Consider the following 23,991-nt stretch of genomic DNA (forward strand, 5'->3'; position numbering starts at 1 on the left):
TTATAAGCAAAAAGAGCACGCTCTAACTGAATTCAATTCAGCAGAGCGTGCTTTCTTTTATGTCGTATTACCTTATGCATCCACACCCGGCTGACTGGGACGCAAAATTGCAGAACCAACCGTCAACAAAATGGCAGCCATTCCGAACAAAATCAATAGTGGTAGTGTAATATCCGATAACGTACCGCCAGCGGAGATCGTTTCCACCGCCTGAATCGCCCATTTCTGTGGAACAAAGTTGGCGAGCTTCTGCATATAATCAGGCATCAACGAGATCGGCCAGAAACAACCACCTATCATACAAGTTGGCATAATGACGAGTGAATTCAGCATATTCGCATTTTTGGGATTACGGATTAATCCTGCAACAGTACTCGCAATCCCCATCGAGACCAGCATGAATGCCGCCAAGATCATGAAATGAATTCCAAAAGGAATACCCGCATCATAATGCAGCAGCCACCTACTGACTCCCAAAACCATAACAATCTGAATCATACCAATGACAAAGCTGCCCAAGAAATTGCCAAGCGCAATCTCATATGCGCGTACGGGTGCCGTATACACTCTGGCCATCGTGCGTTTCCTGCGATCCTCCATAATCACAGCTACTGCACTGGTCAGCAGACCCATCATAAACATGATTGTAAATCCAGTCACATTGTTCAGGCCTGGCTTGGAATAGATCTGCAGATCGGTGACTTCACCAGCAACCTGATGTTTTCCTATCTCCTGTAGAAGCTGTTCAAACGGCTTCTGTATCTTCACCGCTATGTCATTCTCACTTGAGACACGACCCGCGGCCAACATAACAGCTGAAGCAGATTGTTGCAATCCGCTCGTCAAACCTTCAACCGCCGCTCGTAGGGTATAGGAATCTTCACTTATACGCAGTTCCACCAGTTGGATCTCGATTGCCTCACCTTGTAGGAGATCCTCCGTATAATGTGCAGGAATGATGATGCCAGAACTTCCTTTTTGCTGAGCAATAGCTTCCTTCACTTCTGCTTCATTGTTCATTGGCTTGAGCAGATACTCCTCTTTGCCAGCAAGTTCATTAATCATCCATGTCCCTGCTACCCCTGTATCCTCATTGACGTAGATAATGACAGTCCGTGTACTCTGCTCACTCCCAAAAAGGGCAACCGCTCCCGTAACCACCAGGCAAGGCAGAAGCAGAAACGTAATGAAGCCCATTTTACGACCAAGTGTACGTCTGATCATCAACCAGGCGATGTGTAGACTATTCATATCGGTATCCTGCCTTTCTATAGATCAATCCTGAGATGAACAACAATACAACGCATACCACGCCTAACATTAGAATGCTGTACACAATCTCTCCTACAGGTGCATCCAGCATCATTCTCAGAAAACTCTGGAGCGCCCAGTGATTAACCGTAAATCCGCTAATCCGTTGTACAAAATCAATCGGAATGGGCATGAATCCACCGCTGATGAATGTCATAATAACGATGATACCTTGTATCGTTGCACTGGCTGATGCCGTACTTTTGCATACCAATGCCACGATTACGCCAAGGGTCATGGATGCCAATGTGATGAAGACACAAGTTAGCACGATATACCAAGGATGTGTTCCCCAATCCACACCATAGAACCAATACGTCATAAGGATGATCGTCGTTGCTTGCAAGAAAGCGAGCAGACTGTTGCCTGCAATTTTGCCAGCGAAAATAACTCCATTGCCTATAGGCGCAGCCTGAAGGCGAATTAACGTTTTGTTATCACGCTCTCCAAAAAGGCTGGTGCTTGTTGTCATGCCTGAGTACAACATGAACATCGCCAGCATGGATGCTGCATAGTATTGGGAGGCACTATACGCCGTACCTGTCTTACCGGGATTAATGACAGCAATGGAGGTGGAATTCGCATCACCAGACTCCGAATAAGCGGCCATGGCAGCAATCACTTCCGGACCGAGCACTTTGGTAATCGCCATCTGTCGGTTCAATTCATCCGTAAAACGTGTGAACAAAGTTTCACCCAACGTATTAAGTGTGTTGTCCTTTCCTCGAATCCACTGTAACCGGGCCTTTTTCCCCATCATCACGTTCTGTTCAAAATCCGAAGGAATCATTACGGCAAAGTCCAACTTGCTGGTACGCAGCGAATGGACAGCCTCTTCTTCTGTTGTAAAGTTCTGAACTTTAACCATCTCCGCTACCACTGGAGAGTTCACGAATGTATCCAGCGCTTGATTAAGCGTATCTGGTCCTCCGCCTGATTCGGAATTCATATGGATTATTCCCACACGTACAGTATCCGGAATAACATCATCCGCCGTACCCATCGTACTGGAAAGCGCCGTGCCCAATATGAAAATCAATAACAACGGCAGAATGAACAGGTTCAACACTACAGATCGAATCTTAAGAATACGTCTCAATTCAAAAATGCAAATATGCCATATATTCATCTCTCGCTCCCCCTAATCCCGAAGCGTACGCCCGGTCAGATTGAGGAACAACGTTTCCAGATCCGGCTCTTCCACCTTGAGCGACTGAATGGATATTTCATGTTTGCTGCAAATGAAGAGCAGATCCTGGAGATCCTGCTGTGCTGAAGGCAGCGTAATGGTCAGTGTATTCTCTGAAACGTCTACCATTCGCACGCGAGGGTGAAGTTTCAGTTCTTCCACGACGTCGGGACCGATACCGGAAGTGGAGAGCACTACTTTTTCCTCCGATGCTACCTGTTCTCTCAGCTCTGCTTCAGTCCCACAGGCAATAATTCGCCCCTGATCCATAATCGCAACCCGGTGACTAATCGCCGCCACTTCCTCCATGTAATGACTTGTATATATGATCGTTGAACCCATCTTATTGAGTGTGCGTACCGATTCAAGAATATGATTCCGAGATTGTGGATCAATACCAACTGTTGGTTCATCCATAATAATCAGATCCGGGCGATGTGTAATCGCACATGCGATGTTTAACCTGCGTTTCATACCGCCGGAGAAGGTCGAGGGGGCGTCCTTTGCTTTGTCCTGTAACCCTACAAATTCAAGGGACTCCTGCACTCTTTCCTTAAGCAACTTTCCACGCAGTCCGTACAGTCGGGCAAAAAAAGTCACATTCTCCGCAGCCGTCATCGTTTCGTATAACGCCAGATCCTGCGGAACCAGTCCGATCTTGCGCTTTACTTCAAGCGGTCGCTCCTTGACCGATATCCCGTCTAATCTGATTTCACCCTGATCCATACTCAGGAGCCCTGCAATCATGCTGATGGTGGTACTTTTCCCTGCTCCATTGGGACCGAGTAATCCAAAAATTTCGCCTTTGCCAACACTAAGGTTCAAATGATCCACGGACAGCCTGCTGCCGTATCGTTTTACTACATGATCCACTTCAAGTATACCCATCCCTTTTACGCCCCTTTTCCGGTTCGACTTCCGCCGCTGGATTTCATAATTTTATTGTAACGGATCGCAATCTGTAGCGAAGGTACAAAAAGTCATGAATGGAAGGTGACTTAAGTCATCTCCTGATTCGAATGCTGCTTATGGTATAATCAAGGGCGCATTACCGAGAGATTTTCTACTCCACTTTTATATAAAGGATGTCACAACCATATGCCGATGCGGTTTCTGCAATACGGATTAATTATCTTTCCAGCAGTGCTGTACCTGTTGATGCTACCCTTGGAAAACGAAGCCGTCTACACCCTGTATATCATCATCGCGCTTGGGCTCTCCGTGTGGAAAGATTTCACCCGTTCAAGTGCACAGCAGTGGCTGTTGCTTCTGGCGGAAATACTCTGGAGCTGTTGGCTGATTGCTTCGTATGGACCATTCATGTTATTCCTTTCTCTATCCGTGCTTTACGTGTATATGTACAGACTGGAGGGGAGCCAGCGGTGGCTGATGTTTGGAAGTCAGCTTGTGGTAAGCAATATCGCATTGCATTGGCATTATTCTGACCCACAGGCACCTCAACCAGGGTTAACCACACTAAATACAACCGCCCCTACATTACTCTCCGCAGAGACAACTGCGATGGTTCTTGGCAACCTGCTTCTGCTCATCACAGCGGCTCTGGCCTGGCAGGGATCAAGAACGGCGAGCAGCCGCGGACAACTGGAACAAGTCTATGACGAACTTCGCAGCAAACATTACGAGCTACAAGAAACTCGTGCGCAGCTGCTGTTATTTACAAAGCAACTTGAAGGAGTGGCTCAGGCAGAGGAACGTACCCGTATCTCAAGACAGCTTCATGACGATATCGGGCATCGACTGATTCGCACTAAAATGATGTCGGAAGCCGCACTGCTGACCATCCCCTTGAATATGGAACAAGGAACGGAAATGGTGAGACAGATTCGCGATCAATTGGCCGATAGTATGGATGACATGCGCAGCACATTGCACAAACTGCAACCTAATTCCTATGCATCCGAAGCCTACGCCCTGGATCGTCTCCTAGAGGAAGTGGGTAGAGATACCGGCGTGAAGACAAATTATAAAGTTCATGGCTCATCCCATGTGCTGTATCCCAGCATACAGATTGTTTTATACAAAAATGCCAAAGAATCCCTGACCAATGCCCTGCGACACGGAAATGCTTCTTCAATCACAGTAGAGCTGGTATTCGGTGATCAGGAAGTCTGTATGAGTGTAAGTAATGATGGCAAAATCAATCCTCATTCTTCCAAGCGAAATGGCATAGGACAGGAAGGTATGCTTCTGCGCACACAAATGGTGGGAGGAGTCCTGGAGATTCAATCGGCTTATCCGTATACAGTGATTACACGCATTCCATTAACGAACCAGATGGATATACTCTGAAAAAGGAAGTGAATGTTCTCATGTCCGAACAGAATGATATGAACAACAAGAATGATTCAGCTCAGCCCCCACTTATTCGGCTAATTCTTGCCGACGACGACTACTTCATTCGCGAAAGCCTTAAAGTGTTGCTCGGACTGGGCTCCGGCATTATTGTTACAGGCACGGCTTCAAACGGGCAGGAAGCGTTGGAATTGCTTGAGACAGGGACTCCTGCGGACGTGGTCTTAATGGATATTCGGATGCCGGAATGTGACGGAGTTGAAGGTACCAAACGCATCAAGTCACGTTTTCCTGAAATCCAGGTGCTCATGCTAACTACTTTTGACGACGATGAGTATATTATTCAGGCATTACAGAATGGAGCAAGCGGTTATTTGCTCAAAAATGTTCCACCCGAGCGGATTATTCAAGGCATCAAGACCGTACATAACGGTGATATGTTAATTCATCCGGATATTGCCCGCAAGCTAACAGGACTTCTTCGTCCTGCTACGACTCCCCTGACACAGAATCCAATCGAAGCCTATGGACTGACACGTATGGAGCTGGCGGTTGCCGAAGCCATATCGGAGGGGCTATCCAATAAGGAAATTGCCGCCAAACTGTTCCTCAGTGAAGGCACGGTCAAAAACTACGTCACGGATATTCTCGGCAAGCTGAGCTTGCGTGATCGGACCCAAATCGCCATCTTTATGTTAAAAAAATAACAAAAAGGTATTTCCCTTGCCTGCGACGGCGTTAGGAAATACCTTTTTCATTGCTTGATTTATGCAAACCACTTCATCACTTATGCCTATTTACATCTCTACAGAACCATTGTCACTGACCACAGGGGCAGGCGGCAATGCCAGTGGAGCTTCATCCTTATGTGGTTTCTTCAGGCGGGCAAACAATTTGAGGTTAACAATATGGAACAGCGTCAGTGGACGTAATCGAATCGCCCATACCTCGTGATTGTCCGGTGCCATAATGATCCCAAGCTGATGATGCTCCCCTTCATAGATCGCCCGTTGCATGAACTTGCTTTCTCCCTGGTGATTTCGCACCTCAAGCTTGCAAAAAGCAGGGTTCATCCGCAGAGCACGATGCAACTCTTCCGGTGAATGTACCAACTTACCATTCACCTTGTACAACGTCTCTCCTGCTTCAATCCCCAAATCTGCAGCAGGACTCTCCGGAATAACAGCCAATACCTTCAACCCATGCTGCGGATGAACAAATACCGGACTGCGATTTTGCTCTTCAAACGCGCTGTACCATAACAAAAATTCATGTCCAATAAATGCAATCAATGCAGCAACCACCATGAGTGGAGACCACCAAGAAGCAAGCAAACTGAACACGAGCAAGGTTGTCCCATAGATCATCAAACGCTTGGATGTGATCTGCACCTTCTGTCCAGGAAGCATACTCTGCGTTATCTCACCAAACCCGAGCATGATGGGCAACGCAACCAGCATATAACTATGTCCTGCATTCATAAGTGGATTCCATGCCAGCTCCGCGCCACCTCCTGTGACGGGAACAAGAATCAGTAGGGGAATGGCCCAGAACTGTTGGAGTTGATATCCACCAACCAGTTTCCCGCGTTTTCCCTCGAAGAGAAGCGGTGATGCCATCGATACTCCCTGCATACGTACCAGCAGGGCTTCACCCATATGTAGGAGGGCCGCCAGAACAAGCAGTGCAGGCATATCCAAGGTACGTAGAGTCTCCGTAATACTGCCCATCCAACCCGATGGTTGCCAGCCTGAGGCCAGATTCAAACCAAATTGCAACACACCCAGCAACCCGGCCGCGTAGGCAAAGCACAGATATCGGATACGGAACAAGGATAGAACTAACGTTGCAGCCCATATACATATGAGACTTCCCAGCGTAAGATGTGCACCGAGAAATAGGGACACGATTGAGACAATGGTACCGATGAGTATGCCTCCGAGCACTGCACGAATCGTCTGTGTTATCGAGCTTTGCAAACGGACATGAAACAATTTACGCTCCTGTAGTAACTGACGATGATAGATCAGCGCAATCAGGATCACCGCAATATAATAAAACGGCTGAATAAACAACTGCAACAAAGCTTCCCCTAATGTAGTTAACCACGGCCATACCCATTCCATTGTGGTCGGTCACCCCTCTCCTTCAGCCGGTTCAGAAAAAAAGAAGGCTGAAAATCAGCCTTCTTTATGGCTTCGACACTGCGGACGAAATATCCTTTGAGACATTTTCGATCGCGCGTTTCAGCTGTGCATCATATTGAGGATTGGCAATGCGTTCAATCAGAGCCGCTTCCAGTGATTCAGCGGTTTTCTCGTCAATCTGGCCTGTAGCCTGCATGCCTTTTTGCTGCTGGAATGCCTTGACCGCTTCTTCTGTCTTCTGGTCGTAGTATCCGTCCACACGATCCGGTTTGAAATCGAGTCCTCTCAGCATCGTCTGCGCACTTTTCACATCCGTGCTATTGCTGTCATATTTCAGTGGTAACTTCTCTTTGTTAATCGGTGCCACCGAGAAATAATCCGGTTGGTCTACCGCAATATCCGGTTTGATCCCTTTTTCATGAATCCAGTCCCCATTCGGAGTGAGCCACTTGGCAATGGTGATCTTCAGCAAGCTGCCATCACCCATTTGTTTGTCATAACTCGTCTGTACGGTTCCTTTACCAAAGGAGTTTTCACCGATCAACTTAGCACCTGCTGACTGTTGTAATGCACCGGCCAAAATCTCCGACGCACTCGCACTGCCTTTGTTCATCAGGACTGTGACTGGATAAGCTTTCGCTGATCCATTGGATTTACTTTGTTCCTTTTTGCCGTTCTTGTCTTCGACTTGCACAATAACCTTGCCTTTAGGAACAAATTGTTCAGCAATATCAATGACGACTTGCAGTACACCACCTGGGTCATTCCGTACGTCGATGACTAGGCCTTTCATGTTCTGCTTCTCAAGCTTCGCCAATTCTTCCTTGAAGCGATCACCTGTATTAAGAGAGAATTGGGTAATGGCAATAACACCAATGCCGCCGTCCTCCATGTGAGCATATACGGTCTCCAAATCAATGTCATCCCGTACAATAACAAATTCAATCAGTTCGGAAGATCCGGCACGTTTAACCTGTACCTTCGCTTCACTGCCTTTAGGGCCTCTGATTTTGTTAACAGCCTTGTTCAGTTCCAATCCCTGCAGGGATTCTCCGTTTACAGACATAATCATGTCTTTCGCACGAATACCCGCTTTCTCGGCAGGTGATCCTTTGATCGGGGAAACTACAACCACGTTTCCATCCTGTGAGGATACCTCTGCACCAATACCGGTAAATGAACCTTCGATCGACTCTTCAAACTGAGCAGCTGTTTCCTGCCCCATATAGTTGGAGTACGGATCACCAAGGGATTCCATCATGCCGTTGATCGCACCGTCAATCAATTTGGTCTGATCCACATCTTTATAATAGTTGCTTGAGATCAAATCCATTGCGGTTTCAATCTTCTTCAAATCGTTCTTCTGCTGCGTATTGCCGGTTACACTGGCCAGCAAACCTTCGCCCGGTGTGGCCTGGCTCGCTATTCCCGGATAAGTCATTAATACCAGGGTTAGTAAACTACCGCCAAGCAGACCCACAATGACAAGCAGTAGCGCCGATCTTTTTTTCATCATCCGTTTGTCACCGCCTTTAGTTTTGAAGCGTGTCAGATTCCATGATTGCCAGAATCTATTCCCTGAACATGCCAGCTTAGTATATGTCTAGCTTGTACGGAATATGTTTTTTCCATTCGGTCTGTGGATGAGGAAATTACAAATAGTTCATTGGATTGACTGCTGTACCATTATCTCGTACTTCAAAGTGTAAGTGAGGTCCAGTAGAGTTTCCTGTATTTCCTGATTCAGCAATGGTATCACCTTTGCTCACGGTGTCCCCCTTGCTGACTTTAAATCCACCTTCGCGCAAGTGACCATATAACGTCCATAGTCCGCCACCATGATCCACAATAACCGTATAGCCATAACCACTATACCATTCAGCCATGATTACAATTCCGCCGGAGGCAGCATGTACAGAGGTTCCCACAGGCACAGCGAAATCGACACCAGCATGCATCTTACCCACTACACCCGTAATTGGATGGGTACGGGGACCGAATGGAGAAGAAATACGTCCTCCAGATACCGGTCTTGAGAAGATACCATTACCGGACGAATAGGTAGGCTCACTACTGCTATCCGAGCTGACTCTAGTTGGAGCCTTGGCTGCTGCCTTCGCCCGAGCGGCTGCGGCGGCTTTTGCTTTGGCTGCGGCTGCTGCCTGTTGTTCACGCAATTTATTTTTCTCTTGAAGAAGTGCTGAACGTTTGCTGGCAATCTGCATCAATACATCTTCCTGCTCTTGTGTCAGCTCTTCTGATTCTTCAATCTTAGCATCATATGAAGCGAGAAGCACTTGCTTTTCCGCTTCTTTTTCATTCAATTGGGACTTACGCTGTTTCTTCTGTGAATACAGGCTCTTGGCTTCAGCATATTGCACATCCAGTTCTGCCTTTTTGTCCACAACCAGTTGCTTGTCCGCTTTGTGCTCATCCAGCAGATGCTGATCCTGATCCACGATTGTTTTGAGTGAATCCGCACGGGTCAAAAAGTCAGTGAAGCTGGTGGAGGACAACAATACATCCAGATAGGATACAGCACCGTCCGTATACATCAGACGCACGCGTGACTCCAAAAGTTTCTCCCTTGCAACAATACGTTCTTCTGCCGCTTGAAGGTCTTTCTTGGTTGTACGGAGATCTTCCTCCGTGTTCTCGATTTGCAAGGATACACTGGCGAGTTCATCACTAACGACATTGATCTGTTCCATGACAACCTTCAGATAAGCATTGGTTTTGTTCTTGTAATGCTGAGCTTCCTTTTTGTTGGAAGCGGCTTTTTTCTGCTCCTGCTTGGCAGTAGCTGCCTTGTTCTCCAGTTGCTGAATCTGCTGGTCAATATCGCTGATGCTACTCTTGGCATATCCGTCAGAAGGTTGAAGCGTCATACCGGCCAATAACGTTAGGGCCAGCAGCGAAGCAGTTTTTTTCAAAATGATGATCCCCCATCCTATGATTTCACAAGAAAGCAACCTGCACAGGTGGTGAACAGCATGTTCTTTGCTTTCTTCCAACTTAAAAGACTCCGTCTTTCCTACATATCGTCAAACAGCGTCCATTAATGAACCTGCTTTACCATTCTTTTCGACATATTCTGCAATTCGATCATTGAAAACAAGATTAAACGTTGAGTGATTTTCGAATGGAAAGTGTACTTCCCAAAATACCTACCAGCACACCGAGTCCGATCAACAGTGTTCCAAACAGCAACCAGATTTCGCCGAGAGGAATCAAGTTAAGCATCTGCATGAAGACATCCTGACCAATCGTGTTCATTAACTGGCTATATCCAACGAACAACACCCCAACCGTAATGACCGAGCCAATAAATCCAATAAGTGCACCCTCAATAAAGAAAGGCCAGCGAATAAAGGTGTTGGTTGCGCCAACCAGCTTCATAATGCCGATCTCCCGGCGACGGGCCAGAATCGTTACGCGAATCGTATTCGAGATCAGAAACATGGACATCAGACCCAGTCCCCCGACAAAAATAAATCCGATATTACGAACAAGCTTCGTAAATTTGAACAATACTTCCACCGTTTCCTTGCCGTAGTTCACTTTCATGATCGGCTTCTCCGGGTGTTTTTCGTTCAGGGCTTCGATTTTTTGCGCCACAAAAGTGACGGTTTCCGGTTCAATGACCTCTACTTCAATGGTCTCCGGCAGTGGGTTGTTATCCACATCGAAACCGCTAAGCACGTTATCTGCACTCGCTCCAAGACGTTCACGGAACTCCTTGAGTCCTTCTTCCTTGGAAACAAAACGAATCTCACTTACTTCAGGCATCGCGCTGATTTCTTGCTCCAGTGTGTTACGCAGGTTCTCGTCCACATTCAGTTCAAGGAACGTGCTGATCTCCACCTGGCTATCAACTTGATTCGCCATGGAATTTACATTGAGCACCAACAGCATGAACACGCCAAGAATCAACAGCGACACAATGATGGACATGATGGAGGCCACAGACATCCAGCCGTTGCGGAATACGTTTTTGAATCCCTCCCGCAGATGGCGCAAGAGAGTACTAAAATTCATAACCGTATTCCCCTCTCATCTGATCCCGTACAATCTGTCCACGTTCAATGGCGATTACCCGTTTACGCATCGTATTCACGATATCTTTGTTGTGGGTCGCCATAACAATGGTTGTTCCCCGGAAATTAATCTCATCCAGCAGTTGCATAATGCCCCATGACGTCTCCGGATCAAGGTTACCTGTAGGCTCATCCGCGATAATAACCGATGGGTTATTGACGATAGCCCGTGCAATCGCAATACGTTGCTGTTCCCCACCTGAGAGCTGTGAAGGTTCACGATTCGCCTTGCTGCGCAGACCCACCAAGTCGAGCACTTCCATGACTCGTTTCTTGATATGCCGCTTCGGCGCTTCAATAACTTCCATGGCAAATGCCACATTCTCAAATGCGGTCATCCGTGGCAGCAGACGAAAGTCCTGGAACACAACGCCGATGTTACGACGCACATAAGGAATCTTTCTTGGCTTCAACTTACCAATATTAAATCCGTTAATGGATATTTGTCCTTTGGTCGGAACTTCTTCTCTGTACATCAATTTCATAAATGTCGATTTGCCTGCGCCGGACGGACCGACGATATAGACAAATTCATTGCGGTCGATCTTCACCGACACCCCTTGTAATGCGTGGGTCCCATTGGCGTAGGTCTTCCACACGTCCTGCATTTCTATCACATCATCACTTCCTGCTCGCATAGTTAGCCATTATCATTTCGACACAATCCCGGCATTTCCTTTAAAAAGACCTGAATTTCATCAGGAAAAAATCCACGTCGTTCCTGTTTCAATGGTGAAGCATGGATTCATATGAAGTTTATTGTAACAAATTTGTTACCTATTGAGTACCCGAAAGTTTTCCTGCATTGGATCATATATATAGAAAGTGTTACAAAGTCGGGAACAACTGAAGTATAAAGGAGCGTACGGTTATGAAAAAAATACATTTGACGGTCATTGTTCTATTCTCCATCCTCTTGATCGGCTCCGCGTCCTATGGATTGTTGTATATGTACGTGAATCAGCCTGCCCTGCCCAAAGACATTCATGTTGGCGGCATGCCAGTGGAAGGGAAGAACCATAAAGATGTACTGCATGAACTGGAGGAGAAGATCAAAAAGCTCGAGGACTGGCCTGTCACTCTTGAGTTGACTGAACCTGACCCCAAGACGATGACGTACAGCGCAGCTCAGGTGGGTGTAAACTACAACGTTAACGGCTTCAAGTGCGTGATAAAAGAGCTTGAGGAAGGGGGCATATGGGAACGCGCTTATGCACGTTATCATCTTCCGAAAGAGTTCTCTCTGGATATGAGTTACGACTTACGATCACTCCAAGAACATCTCAACCCTGCCTGGGAAAAAGAAACCTTCGGTACACCTGCGAACGCCGTTCGACGCATTACCGCAAGTGACAAAGTCCAGTATATCCCGGAAAAAGGCGTCCGCCGCGTTGATTGGGATACACTCACAAGTCTCATTCAAACCAAGCTGCACCAAGATTTCAGTGTACTGAACCCGGATGAGAAACCCGCCCCATTGCTGATCCAGGTACCACTGTATACGCTGAAGCCTGAAGTGACCCTTGATTCCCTGCGCCAGGAAGGCATTGACCGGAAGATCATCCAGTTCTCCACGGGTCTCGGCAATAGTAGTGAAGGGCGGATACATAATGTCAACGCAGCAGCGGAAGCGATTAACGGCATGATTTTGCCACCGGATGCCACATTCGATTATGAGAGGGTGGTCCGTAAAGCGGAGAAGGATTATGGTTTTCGTGAGGCCCCGGTCATTGTCAATGGAAGACTGACCCCCGGAATTGGCGGGGGAATCTGCCAGGTATCCAGTACAGTGTATAACGCAGCGCTGTTGACGGGTCTTGATATTATTGAGCGTCGCAACCACTCCCTGCCGGTCAAATATTTGCCGAAAGGACTGGATGCCACCTTTGCCTCGGGAGCTATCAACTTTCGTTTCAAAAACAATACAGGAAAATCCTTACTCATTCATGCAGAGGTGAAGAACCACCAATTGATGGTGAAATTTTTTGGCACATTCCCGGAGAATGTCAGCTATGCCCTTGAATCTCGCACCATCGAAACATTAAGTGTTCCGGTGAAATATGTGTCCAGTACAGTACTGCCTGATGGTGCACAGCAGGTGCTGCAAGACGGACAGCCGGGATATATTGTCGAGACGGTACGAACCAAGAGGGTGGACGGCGAAGTCGTCGAATCCAAAACGATTACACGGGATACGTACAAAGCTCAGAATCGTCTGATTGCCCGCTCAGGTCATAGCAGCTTGCCTGATCCACAAGAACCTTCTGTTGTCGAGGATGGTATTAGCGATACGAAACAGCCTTAATTTTTTCAAAGCAACCGACAACTTACAGATCACGGAATAGTACAAACAAAGTCCTGCCGTAATTCATGGATAAGCATAAGCGGATCACACGAAAACAAAAAGACACACTTCACGTCCCTTTTGAGGATAAGCGAGAAGTGTGTCTCTACATTTTCAAGATAAGTTATTCGAGTTTTATCAAGCTAGGATTAGCTTTACTACCGTAACTTACAGTTTACTACATAACGGCTTAGTGACCGCCAGTGTATTCACCTTGCTCTTCGCCTACGACCATCTTCTCTTTCCCCATGAAGAAGGAAGCGACCAACGCTAGTGCAGCCGGAATCACAGCCCAGGCAAATAACTGCACGATCGAAGAAGACAGGGCATGTGTGATCGTATCCAGCACCTGAGGCGGAATCGCCTGTCTAAGTTCTGGTGAGAGCAACGCGTGTGGATCGGTCAGATCCACTCCCTGAGGCACGCCCCCTGCTGAAGCACCACCTGCTGCTTCCCCAGCCGAGCCAGCGAGAGCATCATTCATTTTACGCGTAAATACCTGGCTCTGTACGATACCAAAGATCGTAATCCCCATCGTCATGCCGAGGGAGCGCAAAAAGTTAAGCGTGGAACTCGCCGCACCGCGTCTTTGCGGTTCAAACGCGTTCATGGCAGCATTGCTAAGTACGGAGAACGAAGCACCGACACCAAGACCAACCATCACCATGTAGATACGTATCGTCCAAAGGGAAGAGTTCTCATCCAGCGTAGTCAGCAATCCGAGTCCAATAACAAGCAAAGCCAACGTAGGAATCATAATATTGCGATACTTGATTTTGGTCATCAACACCCCGCCCAAGGAAGCCGTCACAACGGACCCGAGCATCATGGGCAGCAGTACGAGACCGGAGTTGGTCGCTTTACCACCGAGTACCCCCTGTATGAAGATCGGAATGTACACGGATGCTGTGATGAATGCCGCACCACTGAACATCCCAATGACGTTACTGGACCAGTAGACCCGGTTGCGGAACATGCCGAAGGAGATAATTGGTTCTTTGGCTTTCGTTTCCGCGTACAGGAACAGCAGTGCTAGTAATACAAATCCGGCAAACAAGCCAAGAATCTGCCAGGAACCCCAGGCAAACGTTTTGCCTCCCAGTTCCAGACCAAAGATCAGGCACACAACAGCACCGATCAGTGTTACAGCACCCAGCCAGTCGATCTGTTGGGATTGATGCTGATGGGATTCTTTATAAAAGAACGCAATAAACACAAATGCAATCAAGCCGAGTGGCAGGTTGATATAAAATACCCATTCCCATGTCGCATACTGGGTAATGTAAGCACCGAGCAATGGCCCAAATACACTAGACAGGCCGAAGACCGCTCCAAACAACCCACCCAATTTACCACGAGATTCCGGTGCAACGACATCAAACATGATCGTAAACGCAATCGGAACCAGTGCACCCGCACCAATACCCTGAATCGCTCTGTACATCGTCAATTCCACAATAGACGTTGCCGTTCCGCACAGCGCTGAACCAAGCATAAACACAATAATACCAAATACAAAAAACTTCTTCCGTCCATACATATCGGATAGCTTACCGAAGATCGGCATGCCTGCCATCTCAGCCACCATGTACGCGGAGGTAACCCAGACGAACTTGTCGAGCCCACCCAGCTTCCCGACGATATCCCCCATAGCTGTTGCCACGATGGTATTATCCATCGAAGCCATTAGTATGCTGAGCAGTAACCCTGCCAGCACCAATCCAATACTGTTTTTACGTGCAACCATTGTACTCAATCTCTCCATTCACGCTCTATTCATATGACTGCATTAGTATATCCGAAAAGAAGTCTGCGTTAATCAGTCCAAGGACCGATTGCTTTGCAGCAAAACTTCCGATTGCGGATGAATTTGCAGAGATGAACGGTATTCCACTGCACCAATCCGGCAACCCGGACCGATTTTTATTTTATCGCCACGGACAATCTCGGCCTCTGTATTCTCTAATTCAATATCATCACCTTCGATAATCTGTGCTTTGAGGATAGATTTATTCCCCGTAAACAAGTCATTCAACCGGCCACTCTTCACCGAGATGATGGAACCACCCATTTCCTTGACCTCGGATGGACCCATGATTTTGAGTGTCATGTGTTCAGCGCTGAGCATCCCCGCTATCGTCAACCGTCCGTTCAGCTTGATATTTTCCGCCTGACAATCCCCGGACAGATGAAGCTCACCTACCACTTTTATAAGCTCAGCTTTGGCATGTAGGCCAGATGTCTGGATTCCATCCTCACCCTCGTTGCTAGCCTCTCGCTCTGTTAGAGTAAGGGTTCCGGTAATTTTAATCTCTGTGGATTCAAGCGATCCGTATATGACCGATGTACCCGTACATTTGAAACGATCACAAGATAGATTGTCGTTAAAGGACGCGTCCCCTACGACCTTGATCTTGCCGTACACGCCACCAGAAGAGCTGCCATCACCAACGATGCTGATATCCATTTTTTTGTCCAATGAACGCCCAGGATTGTTACTCATGTCGATCCCCTCCCTTTCTCTCCATATCCAAACTTTAAATTTGCTTACTGCTTCCTACTTTGGCATCCTGATCAACCTCAAGTTCACCTGAATACTCGACCAGCCTGATGTTACAGCCACGACCAATATGAATGTTACTTCCCCGCACAATATCAGCTTCGGTATCTTCCAGTACAATCTCATCGCCCTCAATTAAGGAAGTCTTAAATGAAGGGGTACCGCCGAGACCAATACTTTTCCAAAAGCCATTCTGTTGTTCCTTGCGACGAATATCAATCCGCTCTCCGCCAATCTCTTTGGCCGAAGAAGAGGTGTGCAGCCTGATCTCCACCGTTCCTGCATTCAGAAATCCGCTAATCTTAATATTGCCCTGCACATTCAGGGACTCACATTGCACATCCCCTTCAATATCGATCACACCGCCAATATCAATTCGTTCCCCGTCCACTCTTCCGCGTACGGTACACTTCCCGTTCACTTCAAGCTCAGGGCTATTAAGATTTCCGTTAATTGTCGTCATGCCATCCACACGAACACGAGAACTGCTCAAAGGGCCATTCAACGTGCACATACCGTTAATTGTTGTACTCTCAGAGCTCAAAGCGCCGTGCATCTTCAATGTTCCATTCACTTCCATAGAGGTGCAGTCTAGATTACCGTTCACCTTAGCCATGCCATCAATAGATACACGGTGAAACTCCCCGCCTGCCGTTTGACTTATGCCCGCCACATTCAGATCATTCCGCTTATTCCGCTCTTCCATAGATGATCCTCTCCTTATCCCAATTTGAGTTTTAATTCTTCCATAAATGTTCCCATGGGCTGCCTAAGAACCACCTTCACACCATTGTCAAAATAAAACTCCGTTCCTGCTGTCACCAGCATGAATGATGGGACACCCATTTTACGAGTAAGCACCAGTTCGCTAGGTTTGCCTGTGAAACGATAATAATGTTCAGACATCACATCGATCAGCAACGCGCCCTCTTGCCGCGTAATATCTCCGCTCATTAACAACTTATCAAGGACATAGAGCATCATTATCTGTTCCAACGCATATAACGGTTGTTCCCGGCCTGCTTCCTGCAACAAATCCAGTGATATTTGTGAAACAATGTTTCGCTCTAACAGTTGTTGCGCAGACATCTCCACTTCACCCAACGTAGGCGAGAACACGTCTGCCAGCTCATCCAGCGATAATCCGTCTTTCATATTGAGAATCTTGTCAATGCGTAGTAAAATCTGTTGTTTTGGAAAAAAGGTCTCTTGTCCGGTGTAGGACGACTTCCGAATGAACCATTCCTCCGGAATGAGATTTTTCCGCTTCCAGCGGTACAACTGGCCGTATGAGATTCCTGTCAGGTCCAACAACTCTTTCTTGGAGATCAAATCATCCGTCATATATGGTCCCCCTTTACATTGAAATCAGTGTAACATAACATTGTTACGTTGTAAAACGTTTGTTATTGCATTCGATGAGCATTGCGTATAACCTGTTAAATATAAAAGTATGAAAGGGGTTTCTTATACTTATGGCACTTATTAAATGTGATTTTTACTCGGATACGCTTGGATTGAGCACGAGCATGCATGTCATTCTGCCGCAACAAACCCACAATCAGATCGGTATGGAGAATGTGACTGGCAATGGACTACACCCAACCCTGTACCTGCTGCACGGTCTGTCTGACGATGATTCCATCTGGCTGCGCCGGACTTCCATCGAACGTTATGTAGCTAACCTCGGGATCGCTGTTGTTATGCCACAGGTTCACCGCAGCTTCTATACAGATATGGTAGAAGGCGGACGTTATTGGAGCTTTATCAGTGAAGAACTCCCGGCACTTGCTCGTTCTTTCTTCCCACTGTCAGATCAACGGGAGGACAATTTCGTTGCCGGATTATCCATGGGTGGCTATGGGGCGTTCAAGCTGGCCCTTCGTAAACCGGATCAATATGCTGCAGCTGCCAGTTTGTCTGGAGCACTCGATATGTCTGCACATATGGATAGAAAAGCATCCTCAGCATTGCAACAGACGGAATTACAGCGTATTTTCGGACCAGAGGTGGCAGGCACTGAGAACGATCTGATTCATCTGTTAAAAGAAAATCAATCTAGCGAAAGTCCTCGACCTTTGCTCTACCAATGCTGCGGAACGGAAGATTTCCTGTATGAGGATAATCAAACCTTCCGGCATGCCTGTGAACAAACGAACTTCGAATTGACATACGAGGAAGGGCCTGGTGAACATGAGTGGGGCTACTGGGATGCCAAAATCCAGGATGTATTGAAATGGTTGCCTTTGCCCAAACGGGACTAGTGGAGAGTTGCAATGGAGCTAGCGCGGGTAACTAAACTGGTACTCCCGATAGTAGATAAACTACCTTCCGTTCGCGGTTGGGTTCAATATATCTAGAGCACATCGCTGTAAAACACAAAGAAGCAGGCCGTTGAGAACAAAGTTCTCTGGCCTGCTTCTTTGTTGAACTGCTGTATCTGTAAGGGTACCTTACAGTAGCGGTGATATTAACCGCGGTTCGTAATCCATTGCTCGGTAATCTCCAGTACCTTCTCGCTGCGTCCAATGGCTTCAGCGACTTGACCCGAAGCAGTTCCGCCGTAAACATTACGAGCGTTCACTACCGCTTCAGGTTGAAGCACGCCATAGATCCGGTCATCAAACAATGGTGAGAACTGACGGAATTCATCAATCGTCAGATCCAGCAAATACTTGCTGTTCTGGATGCAGTACAGTACCGTTTTACCAATCACTTCATGCGCCTGACGGAAAGGCAAGCCTTCGCCCACGAGGAAGTCAGCAATATCTGTAGCGTTGGAGAAATCCTGATTGACCGCTTGACGCATCCGAGCCTTGTTCACTGTCATTGTTGCGATCATTGGAGCAAACAGTTGCAGTGCACCCTCCAGCGTTGCTACCGTGTCGAACATGCCTTCTTTGTCTTCCTGCATGTCTTTGTTGTATGCCAGTGGAAGAGATTTCAGTACCGTCAGCAAGCCGATCAGGTTGCCGTACACACGTCCTGTTTTACCACGAACGAGTTCAGGAACGTCCGGGTTTTTCTTCTGAGGCATGATGCTGCTGCCTGTGCAGAACGCATCATCCAGTTCAACGAAACCAAATTCCGTGCTGCTCCACAATACCAGTTCTTCACTAAGACGGGACAAGTGAGTCATGATCAGCGAAGCTGCCGCCAGGAACTCAACGATGAAGTCACGGTCGCTTACTGCGTCCAGACTGTTCTCGTAAACGCCATCGAAGCCAAGTTGTTCCGCCACAAAATGACGGTCAATCGGGAATGTTGTGCCTGCAAGAGCACCTGCGCCCAGTGGCAGGATGTTAATGCGTTTGTAGCTGTCCATCAGACGCTCCGCATCCCGTTGGAACATGGATACATATGCCATCAGGTGATGGGCGAACAAAATTGGCTGTGCACGTTGAAGATGCGTATAACCCGGCACAATCGTATCGAGGTTATCTTTCGCTTGTCCAATCAGTGCTTCCTGCAAGGAATGCAGCATGCCCACAAATCCAACTACGCGCTCGCGCAGGTACAAGTGCATATCCGTTGCAACTTGGTCATTCCGGCTACGGCCTGTATGTAATTTTCCGCCTACAGGGCCAATCGTCTCGATCAGGTTTTTCTCAATATTCATGTGGATGTCTTCGTCCGATACGGAGAATTCCACTTCACCTGCACGGATTTTGTGCAAAACGGTGATCAGACCTTCTTTGATGGTCTCTACATCTTCCGCCGGAAGAATGCCGCATTTGCCCAGCATCGTCACATGGGCCAGACTGCCCTGAATGTCTTCCTCTGCCAAAGCTTTGTCAAAATTGATCGATGCCGTATATTCCTCAACCAAATGATTGGTTTGTTTTGTAAAACGTCCTCCCCACAGCTTGCTCACGGTGAGTACTCCCCTTTCGCTCATGGACAAAGCCGCTCCTGCCAGATGTGCAAGAACGGCCTGCCTTGTCATGTATATTGATGTAGCTCTATTGTGCAGGTTGAAATTAGTTTTTGTTTTGCTCCACACCGGAGTTTACTTTCAAACGTAGTGCATTCAGGCGGATAAAGCCTGTTGCATCACCTTGATCGTAGGCTTGCGTTGGATCAGCTTCCATCGTAGCGATGTCCGGATTGTAGAGGCTGACAGGGCTTTTCACGCCTGCGCCGATGATGTTGCCTTTATACAATTTCACACGAACGGTACCTGTTACATTTTTTTGGCTTTCAGTCACCAGCGCTTGCAATGCAAGACGCTCTGGTGCGAACCAGAAACCGTTGTATACCAGTGTGCTGTAACGTGTGATCAGGCTATCACGCAGGTTCATCACTTCACGGTCCATCGTGATGGACTCCATTTTGCGATGTGCTGTGAACAGGATTGTTCCACCTGGTGTTTCGTACACACCACGGCTCTTCATCCCAACAAAACGGTTTTCGACCATATCTACACGGCCAATACCATGTTTGCCACCCAGTTCATTCAGTTGCTCCATCACTTGCAGCGGGCTCAAGCGCTCACCGTTCAGTGCAACACAGTCACCTTGTTCGAACTCCAATTCAACATATTCCGCTTGATCCGGTGCATCTTCAGGTGCACTGCTCAGCAAGAACATGTCTTTGTTCTCGTCCGCGCTTGGATCGAACCAAGGATCTTCAAGCACACCGCTCTCATAGCTGATATGCAGCAAGTTACGGTCTGTGGAGTATGGTTTAGCCGCAGATGCGGTTACCGGAATACCGTGTTTCTCAGCGTAAGCGATCATCTCAGCACGTCCCGGGAACTGGTTACGGAATTCTTCCAGACGCCAAGGAGCAATTACGTTAATGTCTGGTGTCAGTGCAGCCGCGTTCAGCTCAAAGCGAACTTGGTCATTTCCTTTACCTGTAGCGCCGTGAGCAATGGCTGTAGCGCCTTCTGCACGAGCGATATCCACCATGCGTTTAGCGATCAGTGGACGAGCGATACTTGTGCCAAGCAGGTATTGTCCTTCATAGAGGGCACCTGCCTGGAACATCGGATAGATGAAATCTTTGGCGAATTCATCGCGCAGATCGTCGATGTATACTTTGGAAGCGCCTGTTGCTAGTGCTTTTTCCTCCAAACCGTCCAATTCATCCTTTTGTCCGATATCGGCTGTGAAGGCGATAATCTCAGCATCGTACGTTTCTTTCAACCATTTCAAAATTACAGATGTGTCCAACCCGCCTGAATACGCGAGTACAATTTTTTCCTTAGCCATGTTCAATGGTCCTCCCCAAGATCAGTTAAGTTAAACAGAGCCTTCATACACTGATCACTACGACAACAGAAAACCTTTTGATCGCTGTTATCCCCTAATTTTCTTGAATTCCTTTTAAAAGGAGAAAATTAGGTTATAAAGGCGAACGCTTCGCTTCTTCAGGCTTTTTCTGTCTCTCCGTTTTTGTGTACGCTTCTTGTTTAATTAACTTTTTAAAATACATTATAGATGAATCTATCATCGCGAAATCTGCGCCTAAAATCAACCCATAAAGGCAAACAGCATCTATTCGCTCATTAACGCAGCCATTAATGCTTTCTGTGCATGCAAGCGATTCTCCGCCTGATCAAAGATCAGGGAGTTCGGTCCATCAATTACACCGGCACTCACTTCTTCGCCGCGATGTGCTGGCAGACAATGCAAGAACATGTAGTCCGGCTTCGCGCCTTTCATCAGTTCCTCGTCCACTTGATATGCGGCAAATGCCTGCTCACGAATCTTCTGCTCTTCCTCAAAGCCCATGCTCGCCCATACATCCGTATACACGATATCTGCATCTTTGGCTGCTTCTTGTGCACTGTAAGTTACAGTCACTTCAGAACCGCTCTCCTGTGCGATAATGCGTGCCTGCTCCACAACTGCGCTATCCGGCTCATAGCCTTCTGGCGTTGCTACAGCAACATGCATCCCCATCTTCGCTGCACCGAGCATCAGGGAGTGCGCCATATTGTTGCCATCTCCGATGTAGGCCATTTTCAGACCTGCCAACTTGCCTTTGTGCTCCAGCACCGTTTGGAAGTCTGCCAGTACCTGGCAAGGATGTGCTGCATCGCTCAGGCCGTTAATGACTGGAACATCCGCATGCTCTGCCAGTTCAGTTACATTATGGTGTCCAAAGGTACGGATCATGATGCCATCCAGGTAACGGGACAATACTTTGGCTGTATCATGTGTTGTTTCACCGCGACCTAACTGGATATCATTTTTGCTCAGGAAGAGCGCGTGTCCACCCAATTGGAACATGCCCACTTCAAAGGATACACGCGTACGTGTGGATGATTTTTCAAAAATAAGTCCGATCGTTTTGCCTTTCAACGGTTGAAAAGGTAAACCGCTTTTTTGCTTGCCTTTAATTTCGATCGCGAGATCAAGCAGATAACGAATCTCCTCGGCCGTATAGTCCGTGAACTCGATAAAATCACGGCCTCTCAGATCAATCTTTTGAACCTTTTCAGTCTGTTGTGCTGTCATCTATAATGTCCTCCTTATTTCCGGTTCCCTGCACCCGCATGGGCAGAAGAGAGAGCAACGTTAACACTTTGTCTGGATGCTTCTCGAGTTTATCCATTCCCACCTTCTGCAAGCTCACCGCGCGGCTACAGGGATTCATCATCTCGTTCTGCTTCGAGGCCGGTAATGGCCCCGATACAGAAAGGTTCTCTATTTTTATATTAGGCTTTCGCCGCTACGTGCTCTTCGATCAATGTCGCTACTAGGGATACTGCCTCGTCGATCTCTTCTTTGCTCACATACAGGTTCGGAAGCAAACGAATTACATTCGGTCCTGCAGAGACGAACAAGATACCGCGTTTTTGCCCAGCAAGCACAATATCGCCTACCGGCTCAGCACATTCAATACCGACCAACAATCCCAAACCACGTACTTCCTTCACAAAGGAATTGCCGGCCAAACGATTCCGCAGGGAGCTCATCAGGTATTCACCCATCTCTGCTGCACGCTCTGGCAAACGATCTTCCAGCATCGTTTCGATTGTTGCAATCACAACGGATGAAGCAAGTGGTGTTCCGCCAAATGTTGTCGCATGGCTACCTGGCGTGAACGCATCCCGCAGGAAACCTTTACCCAACATCGCACCTACAGGGAAACCACTACCGATACCTTTGGCAACGGTGAACACGTCTGGCTCAATACCATAATGTTCGTGCGCAAACAGTTTGCCTGTACGCCCCATTCCCGTTTGTACTTCATCGACAATGAGCAGCAACCCATTCTCGTCACACAGTTTCCGTACATGTTTGACGAATTCCGGTTCAACTGGATATACACCACCTTCGGCCTGAACCATTTCCAGCATAATAGCTGCTGTGTTGGGTCCAATTGCCGCTTCAAGTGCAGGAATATTATGCAAAGGTACGGTTACAAATCCGGCTGGCAATGGTAAAAATCCTTCTTTCACCTTATCCTGTCCAGTTGCTGTCAGCGTTGCGAGCGTCCGTCCATGGAAGGACTGGGCAAAGGTAATCACTTCATAGCGATCTGCGCCTTTCACCTTCTGATGATAACGACGTGCGACTTTAATAGCTGCTTCGTTCGCTTCGGCACCACTGTTACAGAAGAACACTGCGTCAGCGCATGTATTGGCTGTCAGCAATGCTGCTGCTTTCTCCTGTCCTGGAATCTGGAAAAGGTTGGACACATGCCACAGCTCATCAATCTGAGCTTTCAGCTTGGCTCCAACTTTCTCCGGTGCATGGCCCAGGCTAGTTACAGCGAGTCCGCACATGAAATCGAGATAACGATTACCCTGATCATCCCACAACCAGCTGCCTTTCCCTTTGACCAGACTGATTGGATAACGCGCATACGTTTGGAAAAGCGAGCTTTCCGTCTGTGCCGTTGCACCTGTTGCTGTTGCGCCCGCTACCGCTGTGCCAGAACCTGGCTGTTCGTTGCCTTTTGCCATGACCATATCACTCCTATTGGTTGGTACAACGGCAATTATATAAGAGCTCTTATTTACACTAGATCACTCCGATTGCGGAACCATCTTCCGAACGTATGCATACTCCACT

The 23,991-nt window shown here is 47.6% G+C and carries 20 protein-coding genes; 4 read left to right on the forward strand and 16 right to left on the reverse strand.

What is annotated here, in order from left to right; genetic code table 11:
* Nucleotides 1-72: 72 nt before the first annotated feature.
* The 3 genes from OM416_RS28000 to OM416_RS28010 are packed head-to-tail and all read right to left on the reverse strand — an operon-like array spanning nucleotide 73 to nucleotide 3,388.
* On the reverse strand, nucleotides 73-1,251 hold the full coding sequence (locus tag OM416_RS28000; protein WP_264934973.1) for an ABC transporter permease: 1,179 nt from the start codon (nucleotides 1,249-1,251) through the stop codon (nucleotides 73-75).
* A complete protein-coding gene (locus OM416_RS28005; protein WP_264934976.1) occupies nucleotides 1,244-2,440 on the reverse strand; it encodes an ABC transporter permease in 1,197 nt (398 codons plus the stop codon). Before OM416_RS28005 ends, OM416_RS28000 begins: the two co-directional genes overlap by 8 nt.
* 12 nt (nucleotides 2,441-2,452) lie before the next feature.
* The gene (locus OM416_RS28010) at nucleotides 2,453-3,388 is read right to left on the reverse strand and encodes an ABC transporter ATP-binding protein (protein ID WP_319951940.1); all 936 of its coding nucleotides are present in this window, start codon (nucleotides 3,386-3,388) and stop codon (nucleotides 2,453-2,455) included.
* 210 nt (nucleotides 3,389-3,598) lie between these two features.
* Between OM416_RS28010 and OM416_RS28015 the strand changes: the two genes are divergently transcribed.
* Together OM416_RS28015 and OM416_RS28020 are read left to right on the forward strand one after the other, a co-directional pair.
* Nucleotides 3,599-4,810 carry a sensor histidine kinase gene (locus OM416_RS28015; protein ID WP_264934978.1) on the forward strand — a complete coding sequence of 404 codons (1,212 nt, stop codon included), beginning with the start codon at nucleotides 3,599-3,601 and terminating at the stop codon, nucleotides 4,808-4,810.
* A 20-nt stretch (nucleotides 4,811-4,830) separates the two neighbouring features.
* On the forward strand, nucleotides 4,831-5,520 hold the full coding sequence (locus OM416_RS28020) for a response regulator transcription factor (protein ID WP_264934980.1): 690 nt from the start codon (nucleotides 4,831-4,833) through the stop codon (nucleotides 5,518-5,520).
* 90 nt (nucleotides 5,521-5,610) lie between these two features.
* Here OM416_RS28020 and OM416_RS28025 read toward each other — a convergent pair whose 3' ends face one another.
* The 5 genes from OM416_RS28025 to ftsE all read right to left on the reverse strand — a co-directional run bounded on the left by OM416_RS28025 (nucleotide 5,611) and on the right by ftsE (nucleotide 11,674).
* Nucleotides 5,611-6,939 carry a PDZ domain-containing protein gene (locus OM416_RS28025; RefSeq protein ID WP_264934982.1) on the reverse strand — a complete coding sequence of 443 codons (1,329 nt, stop codon included), beginning with the start codon at nucleotides 6,937-6,939 and terminating at the stop codon, nucleotides 5,611-5,613.
* Nucleotides 6,940-7,003: 64 nt separating this feature from the next.
* Nucleotides 7,004-8,476 carry a S41 family peptidase gene (locus tag OM416_RS28030; protein ID WP_264934985.1) on the reverse strand — a complete coding sequence of 491 codons (1,473 nt, stop codon included), beginning with the start codon at nucleotides 8,474-8,476 and terminating at the stop codon, nucleotides 7,004-7,006.
* A 136-nt stretch (nucleotides 8,477-8,612) separates the two neighbouring features.
* Nucleotides 8,613-9,893 (reverse strand): murein hydrolase activator EnvC family protein, encoded by a 1,281-nt coding sequence (locus OM416_RS28035; RefSeq protein ID WP_145149303.1) that lies wholly within the window; start codon nucleotides 9,891-9,893, stop codon nucleotides 8,613-8,615.
* A 187-nt stretch (nucleotides 9,894-10,080) separates the two neighbouring features.
* Nucleotides 10,081-10,998, reverse strand: coding sequence for a permease-like cell division protein FtsX (gene ftsX, locus OM416_RS28040; protein ID WP_264934988.1), 918 nt, complete (start codon nucleotides 10,996-10,998; stop codon nucleotides 10,081-10,083).
* Entirely contained in the window at nucleotides 10,988-11,674 is a 687-nt protein-coding gene (gene ftsE / locus OM416_RS28045; RefSeq protein ID WP_024631580.1) for a cell division ATP-binding protein FtsE, read from the reverse strand. The genes ftsX and ftsE overlap by 11 nt, the downstream gene beginning before the upstream one ends.
* Before the next feature lie 254 nt (nucleotides 11,675-11,928).
* Here ftsE and OM416_RS28050 point away from each other — a divergent pair, with 254 nt between their 5' ends.
* Nucleotides 11,929-13,362 (forward strand): VanW family protein, encoded by a 1,434-nt coding sequence (locus OM416_RS28050; RefSeq protein WP_264934994.1) that lies wholly within the window; start codon nucleotides 11,929-11,931, stop codon nucleotides 13,360-13,362.
* Nucleotides 13,363-13,591: 229 nt separating this feature from the next.
* On the opposite strand, the gene OM416_RS28055 is transcribed toward OM416_RS28050, so the two are convergent.
* The 4 genes from OM416_RS28055 to OM416_RS28070 form a co-directional block, all read right to left on the reverse strand.
* On the reverse strand, nucleotides 13,592-15,148 hold the full coding sequence (locus OM416_RS28055) for an MDR family MFS transporter (RefSeq protein WP_319951941.1): 1,557 nt from the start codon (nucleotides 15,146-15,148) through the stop codon (nucleotides 13,592-13,594).
* A gap of 72 nt (nucleotides 15,149-15,220) precedes the next feature.
* Nucleotides 15,221-15,904, reverse strand: a complete 684-nt coding sequence (locus tag OM416_RS28060) for a hypothetical protein (RefSeq protein WP_264934997.1) — start codon at nucleotides 15,902-15,904, stop codon at nucleotides 15,221-15,223.
* Between the two features lie 34 nt (nucleotides 15,905-15,938).
* The gene (locus OM416_RS28065) at nucleotides 15,939-16,667 is read right to left on the reverse strand and encodes a polymer-forming cytoskeletal protein (RefSeq protein WP_264934999.1); all 729 of its coding nucleotides are present in this window, start codon (nucleotides 16,665-16,667) and stop codon (nucleotides 15,939-15,941) included.
* A gap of 14 nt (nucleotides 16,668-16,681) precedes the next feature.
* Entirely contained in the window at nucleotides 16,682-17,305 is a 624-nt protein-coding gene (locus OM416_RS28070; RefSeq protein WP_264935001.1) for a YhbD family protein, read from the reverse strand.
* 131 nt (nucleotides 17,306-17,436) lie between these two features.
* On the opposite strand from OM416_RS28070, the gene OM416_RS28075 reads away from it, so the two are divergent.
* Entirely contained in the window at nucleotides 17,437-18,225 is a 789-nt protein-coding gene (locus OM416_RS28075) for an alpha/beta hydrolase (RefSeq protein WP_264935003.1), read from the forward strand.
* Nucleotides 18,226-18,431: 206 nt separating this feature from the next.
* Here the strand turns inward: OM416_RS28075 and argH are convergent, their stop codons facing one another.
* From argH to OM416_RS28095, 4 genes are all read right to left on the reverse strand, one after another.
* On the reverse strand, nucleotides 18,432-19,835 hold the full coding sequence (argH, locus tag OM416_RS28080; protein ID WP_264935103.1) for an argininosuccinate lyase: 1,404 nt from the start codon (nucleotides 19,833-19,835) through the stop codon (nucleotides 18,432-18,434).
* Nucleotides 19,836-19,941: 106 nt separating this feature from the next.
* Nucleotides 19,942-21,177 carry an argininosuccinate synthase gene (locus OM416_RS28085; RefSeq protein ID WP_017692004.1) on the reverse strand — a complete coding sequence of 412 codons (1,236 nt, stop codon included), beginning with the start codon at nucleotides 21,175-21,177 and terminating at the stop codon, nucleotides 19,942-19,944.
* A gap of 285 nt (nucleotides 21,178-21,462) precedes the next feature.
* Complete coding sequence (argF, locus tag OM416_RS28090; RefSeq protein ID WP_264935006.1) at nucleotides 21,463-22,428, reverse strand: ornithine carbamoyltransferase; 966 nt, start codon at nucleotides 22,426-22,428, stop codon at nucleotides 21,463-21,465.
* Nucleotides 22,429-22,628: 200 nt separating this feature from the next.
* Complete coding sequence (locus OM416_RS28095; RefSeq protein ID WP_264935008.1) at nucleotides 22,629-23,882, reverse strand: aspartate aminotransferase family protein; 1,254 nt, start codon at nucleotides 23,880-23,882, stop codon at nucleotides 22,629-22,631.
* Nucleotides 23,883-23,991 lie beyond the last annotated feature (109 nt).

The organism is Paenibacillus sp. LS1 (genome assembly GCF_026013365.1).
Taxonomy (GTDB): domain Bacteria; phylum Bacillota; class Bacilli; order Paenibacillales; family Paenibacillaceae; genus Paenibacillus.